This window comes from Coprococcus sp. ART55/1 (assembly GCF_000210595.1).
Lineage (GTDB): Bacteria > Bacillota > Clostridia > Lachnospirales > Lachnospiraceae > Coprococcus > Coprococcus aceti.
Genome location: NC_021018.1, coordinates 2476445 through 2492559, shown reverse-complemented (window position 1 = coordinate 2492559; position 16115 = coordinate 2476445). Strand labels below are relative to the sequence as shown.

Sequence of the window (16115 nt, the reverse complement as noted above, 5' to 3'; positions counted from 1 at the left end):
CTTGTGATCCGACACTACGACAGGAAATTTGCTGCCAACCTTATAATCCAGCATGACCATCGGCTTATCTATCTTCTGGTATTCCTTCGCCGTACATGCCGACGTTCCGCATATGATCCCATCCACGATGTTGGACTTTAACAGCTTGAAACACTCCTTCTCCCTCTGCTTGTCATCGGATGTTGAAAAAAGCATAAACTTGTATTTCTTCTCATAAAGTATCTTTTCTATCTCCGATGCCAGTGATGAGAACCATGGGTGCTGGATATTTGGAACCAACATCGCAATGGAGTTTGATCTGCCCTTGAACATGCCTCGCGCAAGCTCATTTGGAACATAATCCAGTTTCTTCATCGCATCTTCTATCTTCTTCTGAGTCTCAGGTTCAACATTTGCCGTGCCGTTGATAAGTCTCGACACCGTGCAGATGGCGACCCCCGCCTCCTTCGCAACGTCTCTTATACTTGCCATATATAAATATACTCTCCTTATGAATTTCAGACTGTAGTCCATGAAACTTGTTTCATAAGAAGAGTATACCATAATACTTTCCGTAATGTAAATTGTGTAATATGACGATAATCAGCTCAAAAGCTCCTCTATCATAGCTCCGTCAAATGTCACGCTCTGAACGTGATTTACCTCGATCTGGTAAAGCGCATGTGCAACTATGTGCTCTGCAGCCTGCTCTATATCTCTGATTCCGGTCACGCCGTCGCACTTCTTGATGACAGCATCCACGCCGTCTGGAAGGATGATGCACTCGCTCTTGTCAAGTCCGATGCGCTTGAGCACCTTCGGCAGAACAAATTTGTTGAATATCTCCTTCTTCTCATCCGGGGTGTAATCCGGTATGTCTATAACAGCAAATCTCGACATGATCGGCTTGCTGATGTTCTCCTTGTCATTTGCCGTCGCTATAGGATACACGCCATTTGTCGGGATCATGCACTCCATGTAGTTGTCGGTGAATCCCAGGTTGTCCAGCAGTGTCAGCAGTACATCCGCAGGATTGCCGTTGCCCTTGCCGGAATTTGCCTTGTCCAGCTCGTTGATGATGAATACGAGGTTAGATTCTCCAGCCTGTGAAAATGCCTCCATGATGATTCCCGGCTTGGCATTGGAATATACTCTTGAACTTCCTGTAAGCTGTTCCGGATCGTTGATGGAACTCATGTCAAGGGTCGTCCATGGAAGTCTGAGTATTCTCGCAACCGCATAGGCTATCTGTGACTTTCCTGTTCCGGCAGGTCCGCAGAGCAGAAGTCCATATGCAGGAAGTGTATGTGTACGGTTGATCTGGATGATTGTCTCGATGATCCTCTGCTTTACCTTCTCCATTCCGTAGAGTTCCTCGTCCAGTATCCTTCTAGCCTCTTCCGGATCTATCGCCTCAAAGTAATTGCTCTTCCATCTGATGTTCATCGCCATGGAAAGTGCTCTCTGGGCGTGGCGTCTCTCCTCCGGTGATACCTCGCTGGATCTCGCAACCGCAAGATTTCTTCTGGCCCACAGCCTTATATTGTCAGGAAGTGTTCTTCCGGCGCAGTGCATGAAGTCAATGATGCTCTGCATGCTCGTGAGCTTCATGTCATCGCCCAGTGCCTCTTCCTCTTCTTCCTCCTCGGATTTCTCCTCTTCTGAAGGGGCGTCGCTGGCAAGAAGTCTCTCTATCATAAACTGCAGGAATCCATCATTTGCCGAGAGCTTTGATCCGCCGCCGAACTCGGTCTCCCTTATCTTGTATACCGCATAACCCTCCGGTCTGTTCTCTCCCGACAGACGGACGTTGATGTGATTCTCGCCGAGCCATTTGAGAAGGCTTACAAATCTCGCATCTATCTTCAATATGTCTGCGGACTGGACTCCGTCTACCTCGTCAAATTCAAATGCTGTTCTCTTGATCGGATTGGTGAACTTTCCGCTGGAGTGGTGAGCCCACTTCCTGGTCGTGTTCTCAAGGATCATGATCGGCTTCTCCGCTGTTGCTGTAGACTCCGAAGACTGAAACGTCTCATATGTAACTATGTTCTTATTCTTGTTGTCACTTCCACTGAAATCAAATACTGGCATATTTTCCTCCCTGTTTAACGATGTTTTATTGCAAGTTTAATCATGCCTTGCAATTATAAAACATCATATTTAATGTTCGTCAAACACCCGCATCCATCTTTCCCGTTTAAGCCTTGTGGTGAACAGGATTCCTCTGAAACAGAGCTCCACGCACATGGCGATCCATACACCGTAGAGACCGACTCTAGGTGCAAGTATGGCTGCAAGCGGTATCCGCACACACCACATACTTGCAAAGTTCATGCAGCTTGGGACCAGAGTGTCCCCGGCTCCCCTGAGTGCTCCCGATGCAACTATGGATGCGGCATAAAATGGTTCGGCAAATGCCTCTATCCTCAGCACTGCCGCCCCAAGATTTCTTATCTCTTCGTTCGGTGTCAGCACACCTATCATGGACGGAGCTGCTATGTACATAAGGACTCCGCCAATGGTCATAACCGACACACCTAATCCCATTGTAATCCATGCCATTCTTCTGGACAACTGTTTTTGTCCTGCTCCCACGCATTGTCCCACAAGTGTGGTTGATGCCGCCTGTACTCCGTACCCCGGCATGTAACAGAAGCTCTCCGCAGTAACCGCAAATGAGTTGGCTGCGATGGCTATCGTTCCAAGCGGTGACACGATCTTTGTGGACATGACATACGCTGAGCACATGACCATCTGCTCAAGACCCACAGGTGCTCCAATCTTCACCGCCTTGGCAAGGGTATCCCTGTGAAATCTTAAACGTTCTCCCTTTCTTAAATGGAGTGTCCTGTTCTTCCAAAGAAGTGCAGTGACCATGATGGCACAGGTAACTGCTTCAGCAGTGATGGTTCCAAGTGCCGCCCCAGCAACGCCAAGTCCAAGTCCCGGCATGGTAAATGTCAGTCCATTCATCGAGGTTTCAGACTGCACAAGTGTTGACAAATGGGAACCAAAGGCTCCTGCCTGAACCGTTCCTGCCATCTGAGAACCAGCCAGCCTTACGCTGGATAAAAACGGAATACTTAAATTTACAATTCTTGTCGGAAATATAAAGAACAAATTAAAAATCACATCCATCACACAGCACATGACATTCAGTATACCTGGGAGTCTCATATTTCCGGAGCTCTGGTGCATACCGCCCGCTATGCTGTTCATCTGCAGAGCAGGAAGTCCCAGCATATACACAAGGAAATACTGGCTTGCCATCTTCTGTATAGCAGCTTCACCGCCGAGCCAGCTCGGAAGCGGTGTGCTTATCACTGCTGCAATGAGTGCGAGTATGACGCTTATGCACAGGGCTATTATGAGTCCCTGTTTCATGATATTTCTGGCAGATTTATCCTCACCGGCCCCCACAGCCTGGGCTATCTGCACAGTAAATCCTGTAGTCACCGCAATGCATAGCCCGCCAAACAGCCATGTCGTGGACGAAACAAGTCCGATGGCTCCCGATGCATTTGCACCAAGACGCCCCACCATGGATGCATCGATGTACTGCATGACAATGGACGAGATCTGGGCAAGGATCGCCGGGATGCTGAGCCTGACCGTAAGTCCTATCTGCTGGGATGCGGTCATCGACTTTCCAGATATCATGTCCTTCAGCAAGTTTTCACTGCTACTCATCTATATCTCCTTTTTTAGCCGCATTGTCTATGTTTACCGTCTCTGCGTTCATTTTTCTGAATGCCGTGGTTCCCTCGGCAAGTCTCTTCATGCCCTCTTCCATGATCGACCTTGGACATGCGATGTTAAGTCTGATAAATGCCTTTCCGTTCTTACCATATGAAAGTCCCGGCGACATATAGAGCCCTGTGTTCTTCCTGATAAATGCTGAAAGCTGTTTTGCGTTGTCAGTTATCTTACTGCAGTCAAACCAGAGAAGGTATGTTGCCTCCGAGTACACCACCTTCATGTCAGGGATATTCTCAGATACAAATTTTCTCACATACTGCTTGTTCTCATACAGATACTGCCTGAGACTGTCCAGCCACTCGCCGCCATTTGTAAATGCTGCTATCGCCGCATCCACCGCAAATGCATTTGGCTCGGCTACTTCATCTGTGTTCAGACCTCTCCACATCTTGTGTCTCAGGAATTTATCTGGAACCACAATGGCCGCAGTCTGGATTCCGGCTATGTTGAAGGTCTTTGTCGGCGCAATACAGGTCACACTTATATCCCTGCATGTGTCCGATGCCGTGGCAAATGGCACATACTCCTTGTCAGGATCGGTGAGATCGCAGTGTATCTCATCCGAGATGACCGTCACACCATACTTTGCGCAGAGCTCTCCCACATGGGCAAGTGTCTCCTTATCCCAGATCTTCCCCGCAGGATTCTGTGGATTGCAGAGTATCATGAGGCTGGTCTGTGGATCTGCAAGCTTTGCCTCAAGATCCTCAAAGTCCATGGCATATCCCTCGCCGTCATATTTCAGAGGACTCTCCAATATATTTCGCCCATTGTTGTATATAGAATTGAAGAAAATATTGTAGACAGGGGTCTGCACTACAACATTCTCTGCGGGTGTGGTGAGCTTTCTCACCGCCGTTGATATGGCTGGGATGACACCGGAGCAGAACACCAGCCAATCCCTATCTATCGCAAATCCGTGTCTGTTGCCCCACCAGTTCACGTAGGCATCTGCCCACTCGTCCGGGATGATGGAATATCCGAATATTCCGTGCTCAACCCGGGCTGCCAGTGCCTCCCTGATGCACGGAGCCGTCTGAAAGTCCATGTCTGCCACCCACATTGGCAGTTCGTTTTCCGGCACGTCCCACTTCAGGGAGCCTGTGCCGCGTCTGTCTATAACCTTGTCAAAATCAAACTTCATGTTTGTCCCTCCACTTCATGGAGAGATTCCGCGGCTGCTGTGGCAAACGGCTGGCACATATAGAGTGCTCCATCACGTTCGTCTTCCCTCGCCTTGCTTTGCTTCTATCTGCACTGCGCTCTGCAAGCGATAAGGGCGTTGCTTGCGCCGCTCCGGCAAGAAGCAGCAATGCTCAGTCGACTTCACTACCGATTGAGCACTCTATATGTGCCAACTCGTTTCACCACAGCAGCCGCGGAATCTCATTTACGTTATGATATATCACCAAATCTTAAACTCGTTTAGTCCTGTACTATTATTTTTGTCTTTGACGGATCTACTTTGTCTTTTTCTATTATCAGGTTGTCGATGTGCTGGGCTTTGATGGTTCCTGATGTCGGGTTCATGACACTGTCTATCTTGCTACAGATGTCGGCATCCACTGTTGAATATTCAAATGCAAGTGTTGTGTTGATGAGCTTGCAGTTCTTCATCACAAGGTTGTCGATGTAGCACATTCCCTGAAGGCTCTCGATGGTGCAGTTTATCAGGGTGAGGTTCTTTGCGTTCCAGCCAAGATACTCGCCCGATATGAATGAATCATATACGGTCACATTCTCGGTATTCCAGAATGCATCCTTTGAAAGCAGATTGGAGTTTCTTATCTCTACATTCCTGCATCCGTCAAATGAATAGTTGCCGTCAAGCTTCAGGTCGTCTATCTTCATATTATTGCTGTTCATGGCAAAATAGTCGCCCTTTGCTGTCACGTGATCCATTGTCACGTCATCGCAGCTCCACAGTGTCTCCTCCGCATGGGTGAATGTCACATCCGTAAGCTCCAGCCCTTTACATCTGCGGAAGTTCTTTGGCGCCTGGATGAGTGCCCGTCTCACCGCGATATTATCAGTGTACCAGACTCCGGCTCTCGCCATCTCAAACCAGTGGCAATCCTCCGCAACAATATTCTTGCTGTACCACAGCGGATACTTCCATTTGAACATGCTGCCGTACAGATTTATGCCGCGGCTCTCCTTAAGCGGAGACTCGCCATCGTCAAATATCGTATCATATATATCGAGATTTTTTCCCATGAAAAGAGCTCTCTCACCTGTCAGAAACTCCTGTCTTATAATTTTCTTTTCTTCTTTCTTATCCATCTCGTTCATCTTCCTTTTGTATATTCTCTATTATATTATTGGCCTATTATCACCATGTTATCACTTCTGGCAAATGCGAATATGACTGAGCTTATGACCACCATGAGTGGCAGTGCAAACAGTAATATATTTATTACCTGAAATTTGCTATATTAACAGACTTATCCTCTTAAATTAAGGGATTCTCAACCAGTCTTCTTTATATTATAATCTACACATACAAGTCCGGCATGTAAATAGGGATCTCATGTCTGATATTTTGGGGAAACAACAATTTCAGGGGGTACATTATGATTTTAACATCGGGGGATTCTATCAGTATTTTTTTCAGACTATTACCTTATACGACTTACATTATTCCAATAGCATCATTCATCATAGCTGTGGTCATCGGCCTTTCCATACGGGGTAAGGCATGCCGTATCGAGCGGGACTATACCAGAACATCCGCCGATATCACATCTGTCAGAAGATTCAGTAAAAGAACCCATATCAACTATGAATACCGCGACCAGTCCGGAGTATTGCACAATGGTTTTCTTTCCGTCCGCGGTATAACAAATTACAACTCCATGTCGTCCATCGCAATATATTACAACCCGAATAATCCATCCGTATCTTATACGGAAAGAACTATGAACAGTGACAAAAATGCACCATTCATCTATGGTGGTGCGGTTCTGCTTGGAACTCTGGTATTTTTATGGAGAAGGCGCTGATTTCTCAGCGTCCTTTTTTATTACCTCCTGATGAGATCCTTTGCCACCTCACCGGCTATTATAAGCCCTGCGACTGATGGCACAAATGCCACGCTGCCCGGGATGTCTCTGCGCTCTGTACATTTGTGTTCTGCACCCGGAGGACAAATGCAGTTGTTTCTGCAGCTTATCGCCATATCTTCGATCGGCCTTGTCGGAATCTCTTCCGAGTATACGACCTTGAGTTTCTTGACGCCCCTCTTCTTCAGCTCTCTTCTCATGACCTTCGCAAGCGGACACACCTTTGTCTTGTATATATCTGCAACCTTGAACTGGCTTCCGTCAAGTTTGTTTCCCGCACCCATGCTGCTGATGATCGGGATATTCTTCTCCTTGCACTTCATGACAAGAGCGATCTTGGCTGTCACGGTGTCCACCGCATCGACTACGTAGTCGTAGCTGTCCCAAGGGAAGTCATCCGCATTTTCCGGAAGGAAGAAACATTTGTGTACCTCAACCTCCACATTTGGATTGATGTCAAGCATCCTGTCCCTCATAACATCGGTCTTATACTTTCCAACTGTGCTCCTTGTCGCTATGATCTGTCTGTTGAGATTTGTCAGGCACACCTTGTCATCATCTATCAGGTCAAATGCTCCGACACCGCTCCTGACCAGTGCCTCGCATACATAACCGCCAACTCCGCCTATTCCAAATACCGCTACCTTAGAGCCTGCCAGCTTGTCCATGGCTTCCTTGCCAAATAGCAGCTCTGTTCTCGAAAACTGTGTTAACATCTCTTATTCTCCTAATATGATATATATCCCACTACAACTATATACAAAATAAGTTTTTTTTCAACTGAAATCTTATTGACATCTGGCCCCTCCGTCCCGATTTATATCGAATACATGTATCCGATCCGGTCACTGTACTCCCGGGTAAGATCGGCGATGGTTTTGTTATCAAGGACATTGTTGATGGCAGATTCAAGGTCATCCCACACCTCTCCAATGACATCGTTCATGACCATGTTGGTGTCGCCGTCCTCATCAACTCTGTTATCTATCGGTGATATCCTGCCCTCTATCGCCCTTAGCACCATCCCAACCGTGATCTCCTCCGCCGGCATGTTCAGACGGTAACCGCCCCTCGGTCCTCTCACGCTTCTTAAATATCCTGCCTTTAGCAGAGAAGATGTAACCTGCTCAAGATATTTGTCAGACAATCCACATCTTCTGGCTACAGCTTTGACAGTAACCGTGCTGCCACTGTTTATCGATATATCTACCATGAGTCTCAGTGCATATTGTCCCTTTGATGATATTAACATTTTTCCGCCTCCTGTTCATTGTTATATTTTACCTATAGAATTACTATGAATTAGTTTTATTTTTTTTGGTCAGGGAGAAAACAGGTATGCATTTACATTCCATGCTTTATCTCCATGCCAATTGCTTCCCAATTATTCTATTTATTTTTTTGAGTATGTTTCTATATCGTTAATCATATATGCCGATCAGCTGTTTCAGTTGTCCTTATTTTTTAACCCATTCAGGTATTCCTCAACATAATGGATAACTGCTGCACCATCTCCAACTGCTGTCGCCACCTGGCGCACTGCCTTGGTCCTCACATCTCCCGCGGCAAATATTCCCGGTGTGCTGGTCTGTCCGGTCTCGCCCGCTGCAACATAACCAGCGTCATCAAGCTCCACAACGTCACCGAGGAAGTCTGTGATAGGGCTTGTTCCTATGGCAATGAATACACCGGCTACCGGAAGCGTGAATTCGCTGTCTGTCTGTCCGCCCACTGTTTTTGGTGTATTCACAGCAACCTTGAGATTCAGCTTGCCCGGCGTTCCGCCTATCTCTGTCACCTGTGCAAATGAATGAAATTCTATATTCTCTGTTTCAAGCACACGCGCTCCAAGTATTTTCTCGCCTCTGAACTCATCTCTTCTGTGGATCAGATGCACCTTACTGCACATCTTTGACAGATACAGGGCATCCTCAAGAGCTATATTGCCACCGCCCACAACTGCGACTTCTTTGTTCCTAAAGAACGCTCCATCACATGTGGCACAGTAAGAAACTCCTGCCCCTGTGAATTCCTCCTCACCGGTAACGCCAAGCTTTCTGTGCTTTGCACCCGTGGCTATCAGAACCGCCTTTGTCTCTATGCTGCTGCCATCCTCCAGGCTGACCTTCTTGTGATCGCCGTGATCCTCGATGGCTGTCACCTCTCTGTCATCAAACTCCACGCCAAATGTATCCGCGTGTTCTCTGAACTTCATACCCATGTCAAAGCCGCTTATGCCCGGCAGTCCGAGGTAGTTGTCCACCTGCTCTGTATTCACGATCTGCCCGCCGGAGAATGCTTCCTTCTCCAGTACCACCACGTCCATCATCGCCCTCTTGGCGTAGACTGCGGCGGACAGACCCGCAGGGCCGCTGCCCACAATAACCAAATCTCTCATATTTCCTCCTTGTCGAAGAAGGTCGCTGTCATGTTTATGTGATGCTCCAAGGCTACGCACGACTCTGTCACCTTGTCTTAGCTCCTGACTGCATTCGCTCCCGCCCCCTATAAAGGCAGGGGGGCTCCCGCTCAGCAAGGAGCGACAAGCTTCCGTCGTCTATGTGCTACCCGCCTTTGTAGCATCACATAAACATGACAGCTTACTCTTCGATAACCGTTAGTTTTATTATGTTATTTCCAAACCACTCTTTTAATACTTATCTAATTATTTCTACAATATAGGAATATAAATTCCTTTTTAATGAGACATCTTCTGACCTACTAAGTCTCTCTAGTTCTCTTTGTATTTCTTTATCAGCTCACAGGTTTTGGATACGTCTTCCTTGCTGTGTGCGTAGGACACGAACATTGCCTCGAACTGTGATGGTGCAAGGTAGATTCCGTTGTCCAGCATGTATGAGAAATACTTTGCATACCTTGCGGTGTCGCTGGATATTGACGTGTCCATATCCACTACTTCCTGATCTGTGAAGAATACGCTCATCAGTGAGCCTATCTGGTTGACATGGACTGTGTCGCCAAATGTGCTTCTGACTGTGTCGGCTATCTGCCTTGTGCTCTTTTCTATCGCCGGATATATTGTATCCTTTTCCTTCTGGAGTATGCGGAGCGTTGTGAGTCCGGCTGTCATGGCTATCGGATTGCCCGACAGAGTTCCCGCCTGGTATACTCCGCCAAGTGGTGCCACCATGCTCATGACATCGCGGCGTCCGCCGTATGCTCCCACCGGCATTCCGCCTCCGACTATCTTGCCAAGTGTTGTGAGATCAGGCTTTACCCCGAAGTATTCCTGGGCACCGCCAAGGCTGAGTCTGAAACCTGTGATGACCTCATCAAATATAAGAAGTGCGCCGTACTCATTTGTTATGTCCCTGAGGAACTGAAGGAATCCATCATGCGGTGGGACAACTCCCATATTTGCGGCAACCGGCTCGACCACGATTGCGGCAATGTCTTTGCCCTCCGCCTCAAATAACTTCTTTACGCTGTCCTCGTTGTTATACTCTGCTATGAGTGTATGCTGTGTATACGACTTTGGAACTCCCAGGCTGTCCGGAACTGACTGTGTGAGTGCCGCCGAGCCTGCCTTGACCAGAAGTCCATCACTGTGTCCGTGATAGCAGCCGCGGAACTTTACAATCTTGTCTCTGCCTGTAAATCCTCTCGCCACTCTAAGGGCACTCATCACCGCCTCTGTTCCCGAGTTGACCATTCGTGTCAGCTCCATTGACGGCATGAGCTCATTTACCAGCTCTGCGATCTCGAGCTCTTTCCTTGTCGGTGCGCCGAATGTAAGTCCGTCATCACAAGCCGCCTTCACCGCATCTATGACTCTGTCATCGGCATGCCCCAGAATTCCCGGGCCCCAGGAACAAACATAATCCACATAGGAATTGCCATCCTCGTCAAATATATGTGAACCTTTTGCTTTCTTCATAAATACAGGTGTCCGTCCCACCGAGCCAAATGCCCTGACCGGTGAATTGACGCCGCCCGGAATTACCTTCTGTGATTTTTCAAATAGATCCTGTGAATTTGTCATTGTCATTCTTCTTTCTATAATTTATCGTCCTGTGTGACTTTTTTCTTTGTTTCCTTTTGTTTTTCGCAAAGCTATGTTATTTTAGCCGTTTAGATACAATATTGTATCTTTTTCTATTTTATATTCCAAATAGATAAAAACGCCTCGTTATGCATAGCAACTATTGTCATACTCAGCTCTATCTTCTTTTAAGTGTTGATGTCGCATTCTCCTCATCTTTGGAAACGCCTCTCTCTCCTCCGTCGAGTGGGGCAGATCGTCGGAATCATTCCGAAATATGACTCCGTCATATTGATTCCGACTCAAGCCAGTGTGCCACGTCTATAGCATGATAAGTTATGATGATTCCTGCGCCGGCTCTCTTCATGGCTGTCATGTTTTCCATGACGATCCTCTTCTCGTCTATCCAGCCATTTGCCGCAGCTGCCTTGACCATGGAGTACTCGCCGCTAACATTGTACACCGCTATCGGATAGTCCGTGTGGTTTCTCACATCCTTGACTACATCCAGATAAGCAAGTGCCGGCTTGACCATGATTATGTCTGCTCCCTCGACGATATCCGCCTCGCACTCTCTCAGAGCCTCCCTGCCATTTGCGGGATCCATCTGGTATGTCCTTCTGTCTCCAAACTGTGGTGCAGAATGTGCCGCATCGCGAAATGGTGCATAGTAACCAGATGCAAATTTCGCACTGTAACCCATGATCAGTACATCCGTCAGCCCGTTGTCGTCAAGTGCCTTTCTGATGTATGCGGTGTGTCCATCCATCATATCCGACGGAGCCACCATGTCTGCGCCAGCCTTTGCAAGTGATACAGCCATCTTGCCCAGATATGGAAGAGTCTCATCGTTGAGTATCTTGCCGTCATGGATAATTCCGCAGTGACCGTGTGATGTGTACTCGCACAGACAAATGTCCGCTATGACTATCATGTCCGGATACAGCTCTTTTATCCTTCTGACCGCCTTCTGCATGATTCCCTGATCATCATATGCACTGCTTCCAACCTCATCCTTGTGGGCCGGTATGCCAAACAGAAGAACCGCACCGATTCCAGCGTCCGCCACTCTGCGAAGCTCCTCCTCAAATGTGTCGAGTGAATACTGGTATATTCCCGGCATGGAGTCTACCGGATTCTTGATCCCTGTGCCCTCCGCCACAAACATCGGATATACAAGATCCTCCTTGTTAACCCTGTTCTCTCTAACCATATTTCTGATGGCCTCGCTGCCGCGAAGTCTTCTGAGTCTTATCATGTTACTGCCTCTTTTCTCTAAAATAATAATCACCGATGGCTGATATAAGGTGCTCGATATCACCAACCTCCGGAACTATATCCGCATGATAACCAGCCTTCTCCAAAGCCTTCTCGGTCACATTTCCAAGTGCCGCTATGCGGATATTCTTCATTATATCATGTATTTTAAAACTGCCGTCTGTATTGTCCGTATGATCCCCACATGAATCTATATCATTCAACATATGAGCCACACCGCAGTTTTTTTCCTCTGCATCAAGAACATCTAGAAATCCTCTGACTCCTGATGCGCTGACAAATGTTATCACATCCAGATCCTTCAGATACTGTATGCTCTCCATCCTGCGTCCAACCACATCATAAACTGGGATCTCCTCATATACCACACCGCCCTGATCAAGTATGTCAAGCATCGTCTCGCTGCCCTGGACTGCCCTCGGAAGGAGAAGTTTCTCTCCGTCATTCATCACATTTGCAAGTCCCATAGCAAGGGCGCTTGTGGTGTACTCGTCCGGCACGTAATCCGCTATATATCCCTCAACCTTAAGTGCGTCCCTTGTTCCGGCGCCGACCACTGCAAGTTTCAGATGAGCCAGTTTTCTGACATCTATATTCCACTCCCTGAGCCATTTGAAAAACAGGGTTATGGTGTTCTGACTGGTAAATGCCAGCCAGCTGTAATCTTCTATATGTTCCAGAGCCATGCGCAGCCTGTTCTTCTCCTCTGTCTGCTCCACGCTCATATCCACTATGCTGTAGGATTGGCCGCCAAGTGCATCTATTGCAACTCTCATCTTCTCGCGAAGCTTTGGCGTTCCAACAAGTCCAACGTGGACATTCTGAAGCGGTCCTCTGTTTGGTGCTGTAAAATCCAACGCTGCATTTTCACCCACAACTATGATCGCAGGAGATTCAAGCTTTGCCTCGTTCACCTTGTCCGCAATTGTCTGTATATCGCCGCGGACTATCCTCTGCCCTGGCATGGTTCCCTTGGAAATGACCGCGACCGGAGTATTCTCCTCCGCCCCAGTCTGAACAAGTCTCTCCATGATCTGTGACAGTCTGTTCAGCCCCATCAGGAACACGCTTGTCCCTTCCTGATTTCTGATGTAGTCGTAGTCATCTAAACCACCTTCATCAGATCTGTGTATGTCCGCCCGCTTGTGTCCTGTTATCACGTGAAAGCTTCTGCTCGTTCCGCGGTGGGTCACCGGTATTCCGCACACCTCCGGAACCGCCACTGCGGATGTTATTCCCGGTATCACCTGAAATGGGATCCCCGCTTTTAGAAGTGCAGTAACTTCCTCGCCGCCTCTTCCAAACACAAATGGATCGCCACCTTTGAGGCGCACCACCATGTTGCCTTTGCGGCCTTCCTCAACAAGTATCTCATTTATCTCAGGCTGCTTCTTGTAGTGGCTGCCCGCCTGTTTGCCGACGTATATCCTGCGGCAGTCCGGCTTCACCATCTCCAGAAGCTGATAGGTTCCGAGTCTGTCATATATGATTGTATCGCATTGTTTTATGAATTCCAGGCCCTTCACCGTGATTAGTCCCGGATCGCCGGGGCCTGCGCCTATCAAATATACCATTTTTTTGCTCTCCATTCGCCGTGTGAGTTGGATGGGTGTCTCTCGGCTACGCACAGCTCAGTCACCTTGTCTTGCTCCTATTTGCACTCACTCCCGCCTCCGATAAGGGCGTTTGAGGCTCCCGTTCGGCAAGGAGCGACAAGCTTCCATCGCTTATGTGCTACCCGCCGTAGAGACACCCATCCAACTCACACGGCTTACGCATCGAAAAAATTTACTTCTTTACTTTTCTTTTATCTTCAATACATACTACTTCAAAACAATCTACATTTTATGTTTTTATTTATCTTTTAAATATACTGTTGCAAAACAACTTACTCTACTTTATTAAATTCTCTACCAGCTGTTCCCATTCTGCGGTGTTTCCTTCTACCGTCTTTCTGTGTATCTGGATTTCTTCATCTTTCTCTTTGTCCGATGAAGCCGCATCTGCTTTCATCAGGCTTAGCTTCATGTGGTCGCCATGAAGTTCTGAGTACACGCCTATCGGTTCGTGACAGCCGGCGTTCAGGCGACTTAAGACTGCGCGCTCGCATGTGAGCTGTGTGTATGCCTCTGTGTCATTTATCGCTCTGACCATGTCGTATACCTCGCCAGAGGTTCGTGTCTCTATGGCTATGATTCCCTGACATGCTGCCGGAAGCATGGACTCTGTGCTGATGTATCTGAATGTAAGTTCGTCCTTGTGCACTTCAAAGCATTCTGTGCTGTCATTGCCTTTGTCTTCAATAACTCCCAGGCGCTCAAGCCCTGCCGCTGCAAGAATGATGGCATCGTATTCGCCATCTTCCAGCTTCTGTATGCGGGTGCCGACATTTCCTCTCAGATTCTTGCACTCAGCATTTCGATACATGTCTCTTATCTGGTACTGCCGTCTCAGGCTGCTGGTTCCCACCACGAAACTGTCGTTTCTGTCAAATATTCTGCCACTCTTATATATGAGAATATCCTGCGGACATGCCCTCGGAAGTGTCCCCGATATCGTAAGACCTTCCATGATCTCCATCGGCATATCCTTGGCACTGTGTACCGCTATGTCTATGTCACCTTTAAATATAGCTTCCTCGAACTCCTCGACAAATACCGCTTTGCCTCCGAATTCCAGAAGCGCTCTGCTGGTGTCCCGATCCCCCCGGGTACTCATTGTAACCATCTGAAAATCAACCTGGGGAAATCTCTCATTGAGTGCCTTTATCACCAATTCAGTCTGAGCAAGAGCAAGCTTGCTGCTGCGGGTTCCAACTTTTACTGTTTTTTTCTGTCCTCCGCTTTCGAAATCCAAACCGTCACTATTGAATCCATCTGCCATGTCATTCTCCGCCAATTTACGAATATTCGGTTTATTTTTACCATGTCCATTCTCAACTCTCATCTAACAGACTCCTAACCATTTGCTGAAACGCTTTCTTTCGCTCTTCCTCGCCGTCTATCTGTGCTTTGATCTGCTCCCGGAGCTCACCCATACGCTCTGCTATATCGCCATAACTCCTACCTAAATGGCTCTCTATATTTCTCTTGATCGTGCCCGCAAGCACTGGACTCTGTCCTCCAGTGGAAACGCTTATCACGACCTCTTTATCCTTTATGATCGCTGGAAAATAAAATCCGCAATCCGCCTTCACATCAACCACATTTACAAGTATTCGCTGCTGCCTGCAAAGCTCAGCCATGTCGTGGTTGACTTTCTCATCGTCCGTCGCCATTATGACGACAAATGCACCGTCAATATCCTGTGGCTGCACGCATCTTTTCACAAGTGTGAGATGTCCTGAACTATATTTATCCGATACACATAATCGCCACGCCAGTTCTAAAAGCTCCGGGCAGAACTCCGGTGACACCACCGTGACCACCGCGCCAAATTCCAGCATGCTGCACACCTTTCTGTATGCAACAGTTCCGCCTCCTGCGATCAGGCATCTCTCATTATTCAATTCTATCATAAATGGGAAATACGACATCACTACCTCTAATTTCTATTATTGAGTCTCTATTAAAAAGCACCAAAAGTTGTTCCAATTATCTGACATCTGACATAACCATCATCAGCCGATGATACTGCATAACCTCAGGCAAACAAGCAGTATTCAGTTCTCACATCCGGCGATCACAATACTGTCCAGCATTTTCTCAAATGCCTCATACTCAAGCTGTCCTTTAAGTTTGTATACCAGCTTTGCTCCGTCTGTTGTCTTTAGTTGTGCCATCACGTCTCCGTGCTCCCTGTTGAACCTCGAAAATGCTATGTTCTTCATGATCTCGTCAACCTGTGATATGAGCCACGGCTCCATCTCTGTGATTGTCTTTGCCCTGCTTTCATTGTTCTCTCTGGAGAGTGTCCTGATATAGTCTATGTCACGCAGCACACATCCGTCCACATCTGAGACCGCAGGATCAATGTCCTTTGGCATTGCCAGATCAAGGAGCAATCTCCGCTTCGGCTGCATTTTCACAGCC

At 47.7% G+C, this 16115-nt stretch carries 14 protein-coding genes and 1 pseudogene; 1 reads left to right on the top strand and 14 read right to left on the bottom strand.

The window, feature by feature from the left end:
* From CCU_RS11210 to CCU_RS11190, 5 genes are all read right to left on the bottom strand, one after another.
* The coding region (locus CCU_RS11210) for a LacI family DNA-binding transcriptional regulator (RefSeq protein WP_208896187.1) at nucleotides 1–471 on the bottom strand (471 nt) is incomplete at its 3' end.
* A gap of 111 nt (nucleotides 472–582) precedes the next feature.
* Entirely contained in the window at nucleotides 583–2073 is a 1491-nt protein-coding gene (locus CCU_RS11205; RefSeq protein ID WP_015534745.1) for an AAA family ATPase, read from the bottom strand.
* Between the two features lie 69 nt (nucleotides 2074–2142).
* Nucleotides 2143–3672 (bottom strand): MATE family efflux transporter, encoded by a 1530-nt coding sequence (locus tag CCU_RS11200; RefSeq protein WP_015534744.1) that lies wholly within the window; start codon nucleotides 3670–3672, stop codon nucleotides 2143–2145.
* On the bottom strand, nucleotides 3665–4885 hold the full coding sequence (locus CCU_RS11195) for a MalY/PatB family protein (RefSeq protein ID WP_015534743.1): 1221 nt from the start codon (nucleotides 4883–4885) through the stop codon (nucleotides 3665–3667). The genes CCU_RS11200 and CCU_RS11195 overlap by 8 nt, the downstream gene beginning before the upstream one ends.
* A gap of 281 nt (nucleotides 4886–5166) precedes the next feature.
* On the bottom strand, nucleotides 5167–6024 hold the full coding sequence (locus tag CCU_RS11190; protein WP_015534742.1) for a DUF3737 family protein: 858 nt from the start codon (nucleotides 6022–6024) through the stop codon (nucleotides 5167–5169).
* Nucleotides 6025–6314: 290 nt separating this feature from the next.
* Here CCU_RS11190 and CCU_RS11185 point away from each other — a divergent pair, with 290 nt between their 5' ends.
* Complete coding sequence (locus CCU_RS11185; RefSeq protein WP_015534741.1) at nucleotides 6315–6743, top strand: DUF3592 domain-containing protein; 429 nt, start codon at nucleotides 6315–6317, stop codon at nucleotides 6741–6743.
* 20 nt (nucleotides 6744–6763) lie between these two features.
* On the opposite strand, the gene CCU_RS11180 is transcribed toward CCU_RS11185, so the two are convergent.
* The 9 genes and pseudogenes from CCU_RS11180 to CCU_RS11140 all read right to left on the bottom strand — a co-directional run.
* Nucleotides 6764–7519 (bottom strand): tRNA threonylcarbamoyladenosine dehydratase, encoded by a 756-nt coding sequence (locus CCU_RS11180; RefSeq protein ID WP_004851697.1) that lies wholly within the window; start codon nucleotides 7517–7519, stop codon nucleotides 6764–6766.
* A gap of 101 nt (nucleotides 7520–7620) precedes the next feature.
* A complete protein-coding gene (locus CCU_RS11175) occupies nucleotides 7621–8055 on the bottom strand; it encodes an RrF2 family transcriptional regulator (RefSeq protein ID WP_015534740.1) in 435 nt (144 codons plus the stop codon).
* Between the two features lie 195 nt (nucleotides 8056–8250).
* Nucleotides 8251–9201 (bottom strand): NAD(P)/FAD-dependent oxidoreductase, encoded by a 951-nt coding sequence (locus CCU_RS11170; protein ID WP_015534739.1) that lies wholly within the window; start codon nucleotides 9199–9201, stop codon nucleotides 8251–8253.
* A 333-nt stretch (nucleotides 9202–9534) separates the two neighbouring features.
* The gene (gene hemL / locus CCU_RS11165; protein ID WP_208896185.1) at nucleotides 9535–10812 is read right to left on the bottom strand and encodes a glutamate-1-semialdehyde 2,1-aminomutase; all 1278 of its coding nucleotides are present in this window, start codon (nucleotides 10810–10812) and stop codon (nucleotides 9535–9537) included.
* Between the two features lie 280 nt (nucleotides 10813–11092).
* Entirely contained in the window at nucleotides 11093–12064 is a 972-nt protein-coding gene (gene hemB / locus CCU_RS11160) for a porphobilinogen synthase (RefSeq protein WP_015534737.1), read from the bottom strand.
* A gap of 1 nt (nucleotide 12065) precedes the next feature.
* Nucleotides 12066–13658: a uroporphyrinogen-III C-methyltransferase gene (cobA, locus tag CCU_RS11155; RefSeq protein WP_015534736.1), complete on the bottom strand. Its 1593-nt coding sequence runs from the start codon at nucleotides 13656–13658 to the stop codon at nucleotides 12066–12068.
* A gap of 319 nt (nucleotides 13659–13977) precedes the next feature.
* Nucleotides 13978–15030 (bottom strand): hydroxymethylbilane synthase, encoded by a 1053-nt coding sequence (hemC, locus tag CCU_RS11150; RefSeq protein ID WP_015534735.1) that lies wholly within the window; start codon nucleotides 15028–15030, stop codon nucleotides 13978–13980.
* A complete protein-coding gene (locus CCU_RS11145; RefSeq protein WP_243440891.1) occupies nucleotides 15020–15619 on the bottom strand; it encodes a precorrin-2 dehydrogenase/sirohydrochlorin ferrochelatase family protein in 600 nt (199 codons plus the stop codon). Before CCU_RS11145 ends, hemC begins: the two co-directional genes overlap by 11 nt.
* Before the next feature lie 126 nt (nucleotides 15620–15745).
* Nucleotides 15746–16115, bottom strand: a pseudogene (locus tag CCU_RS11140) (hypothetical protein); the annotation flags it as partial.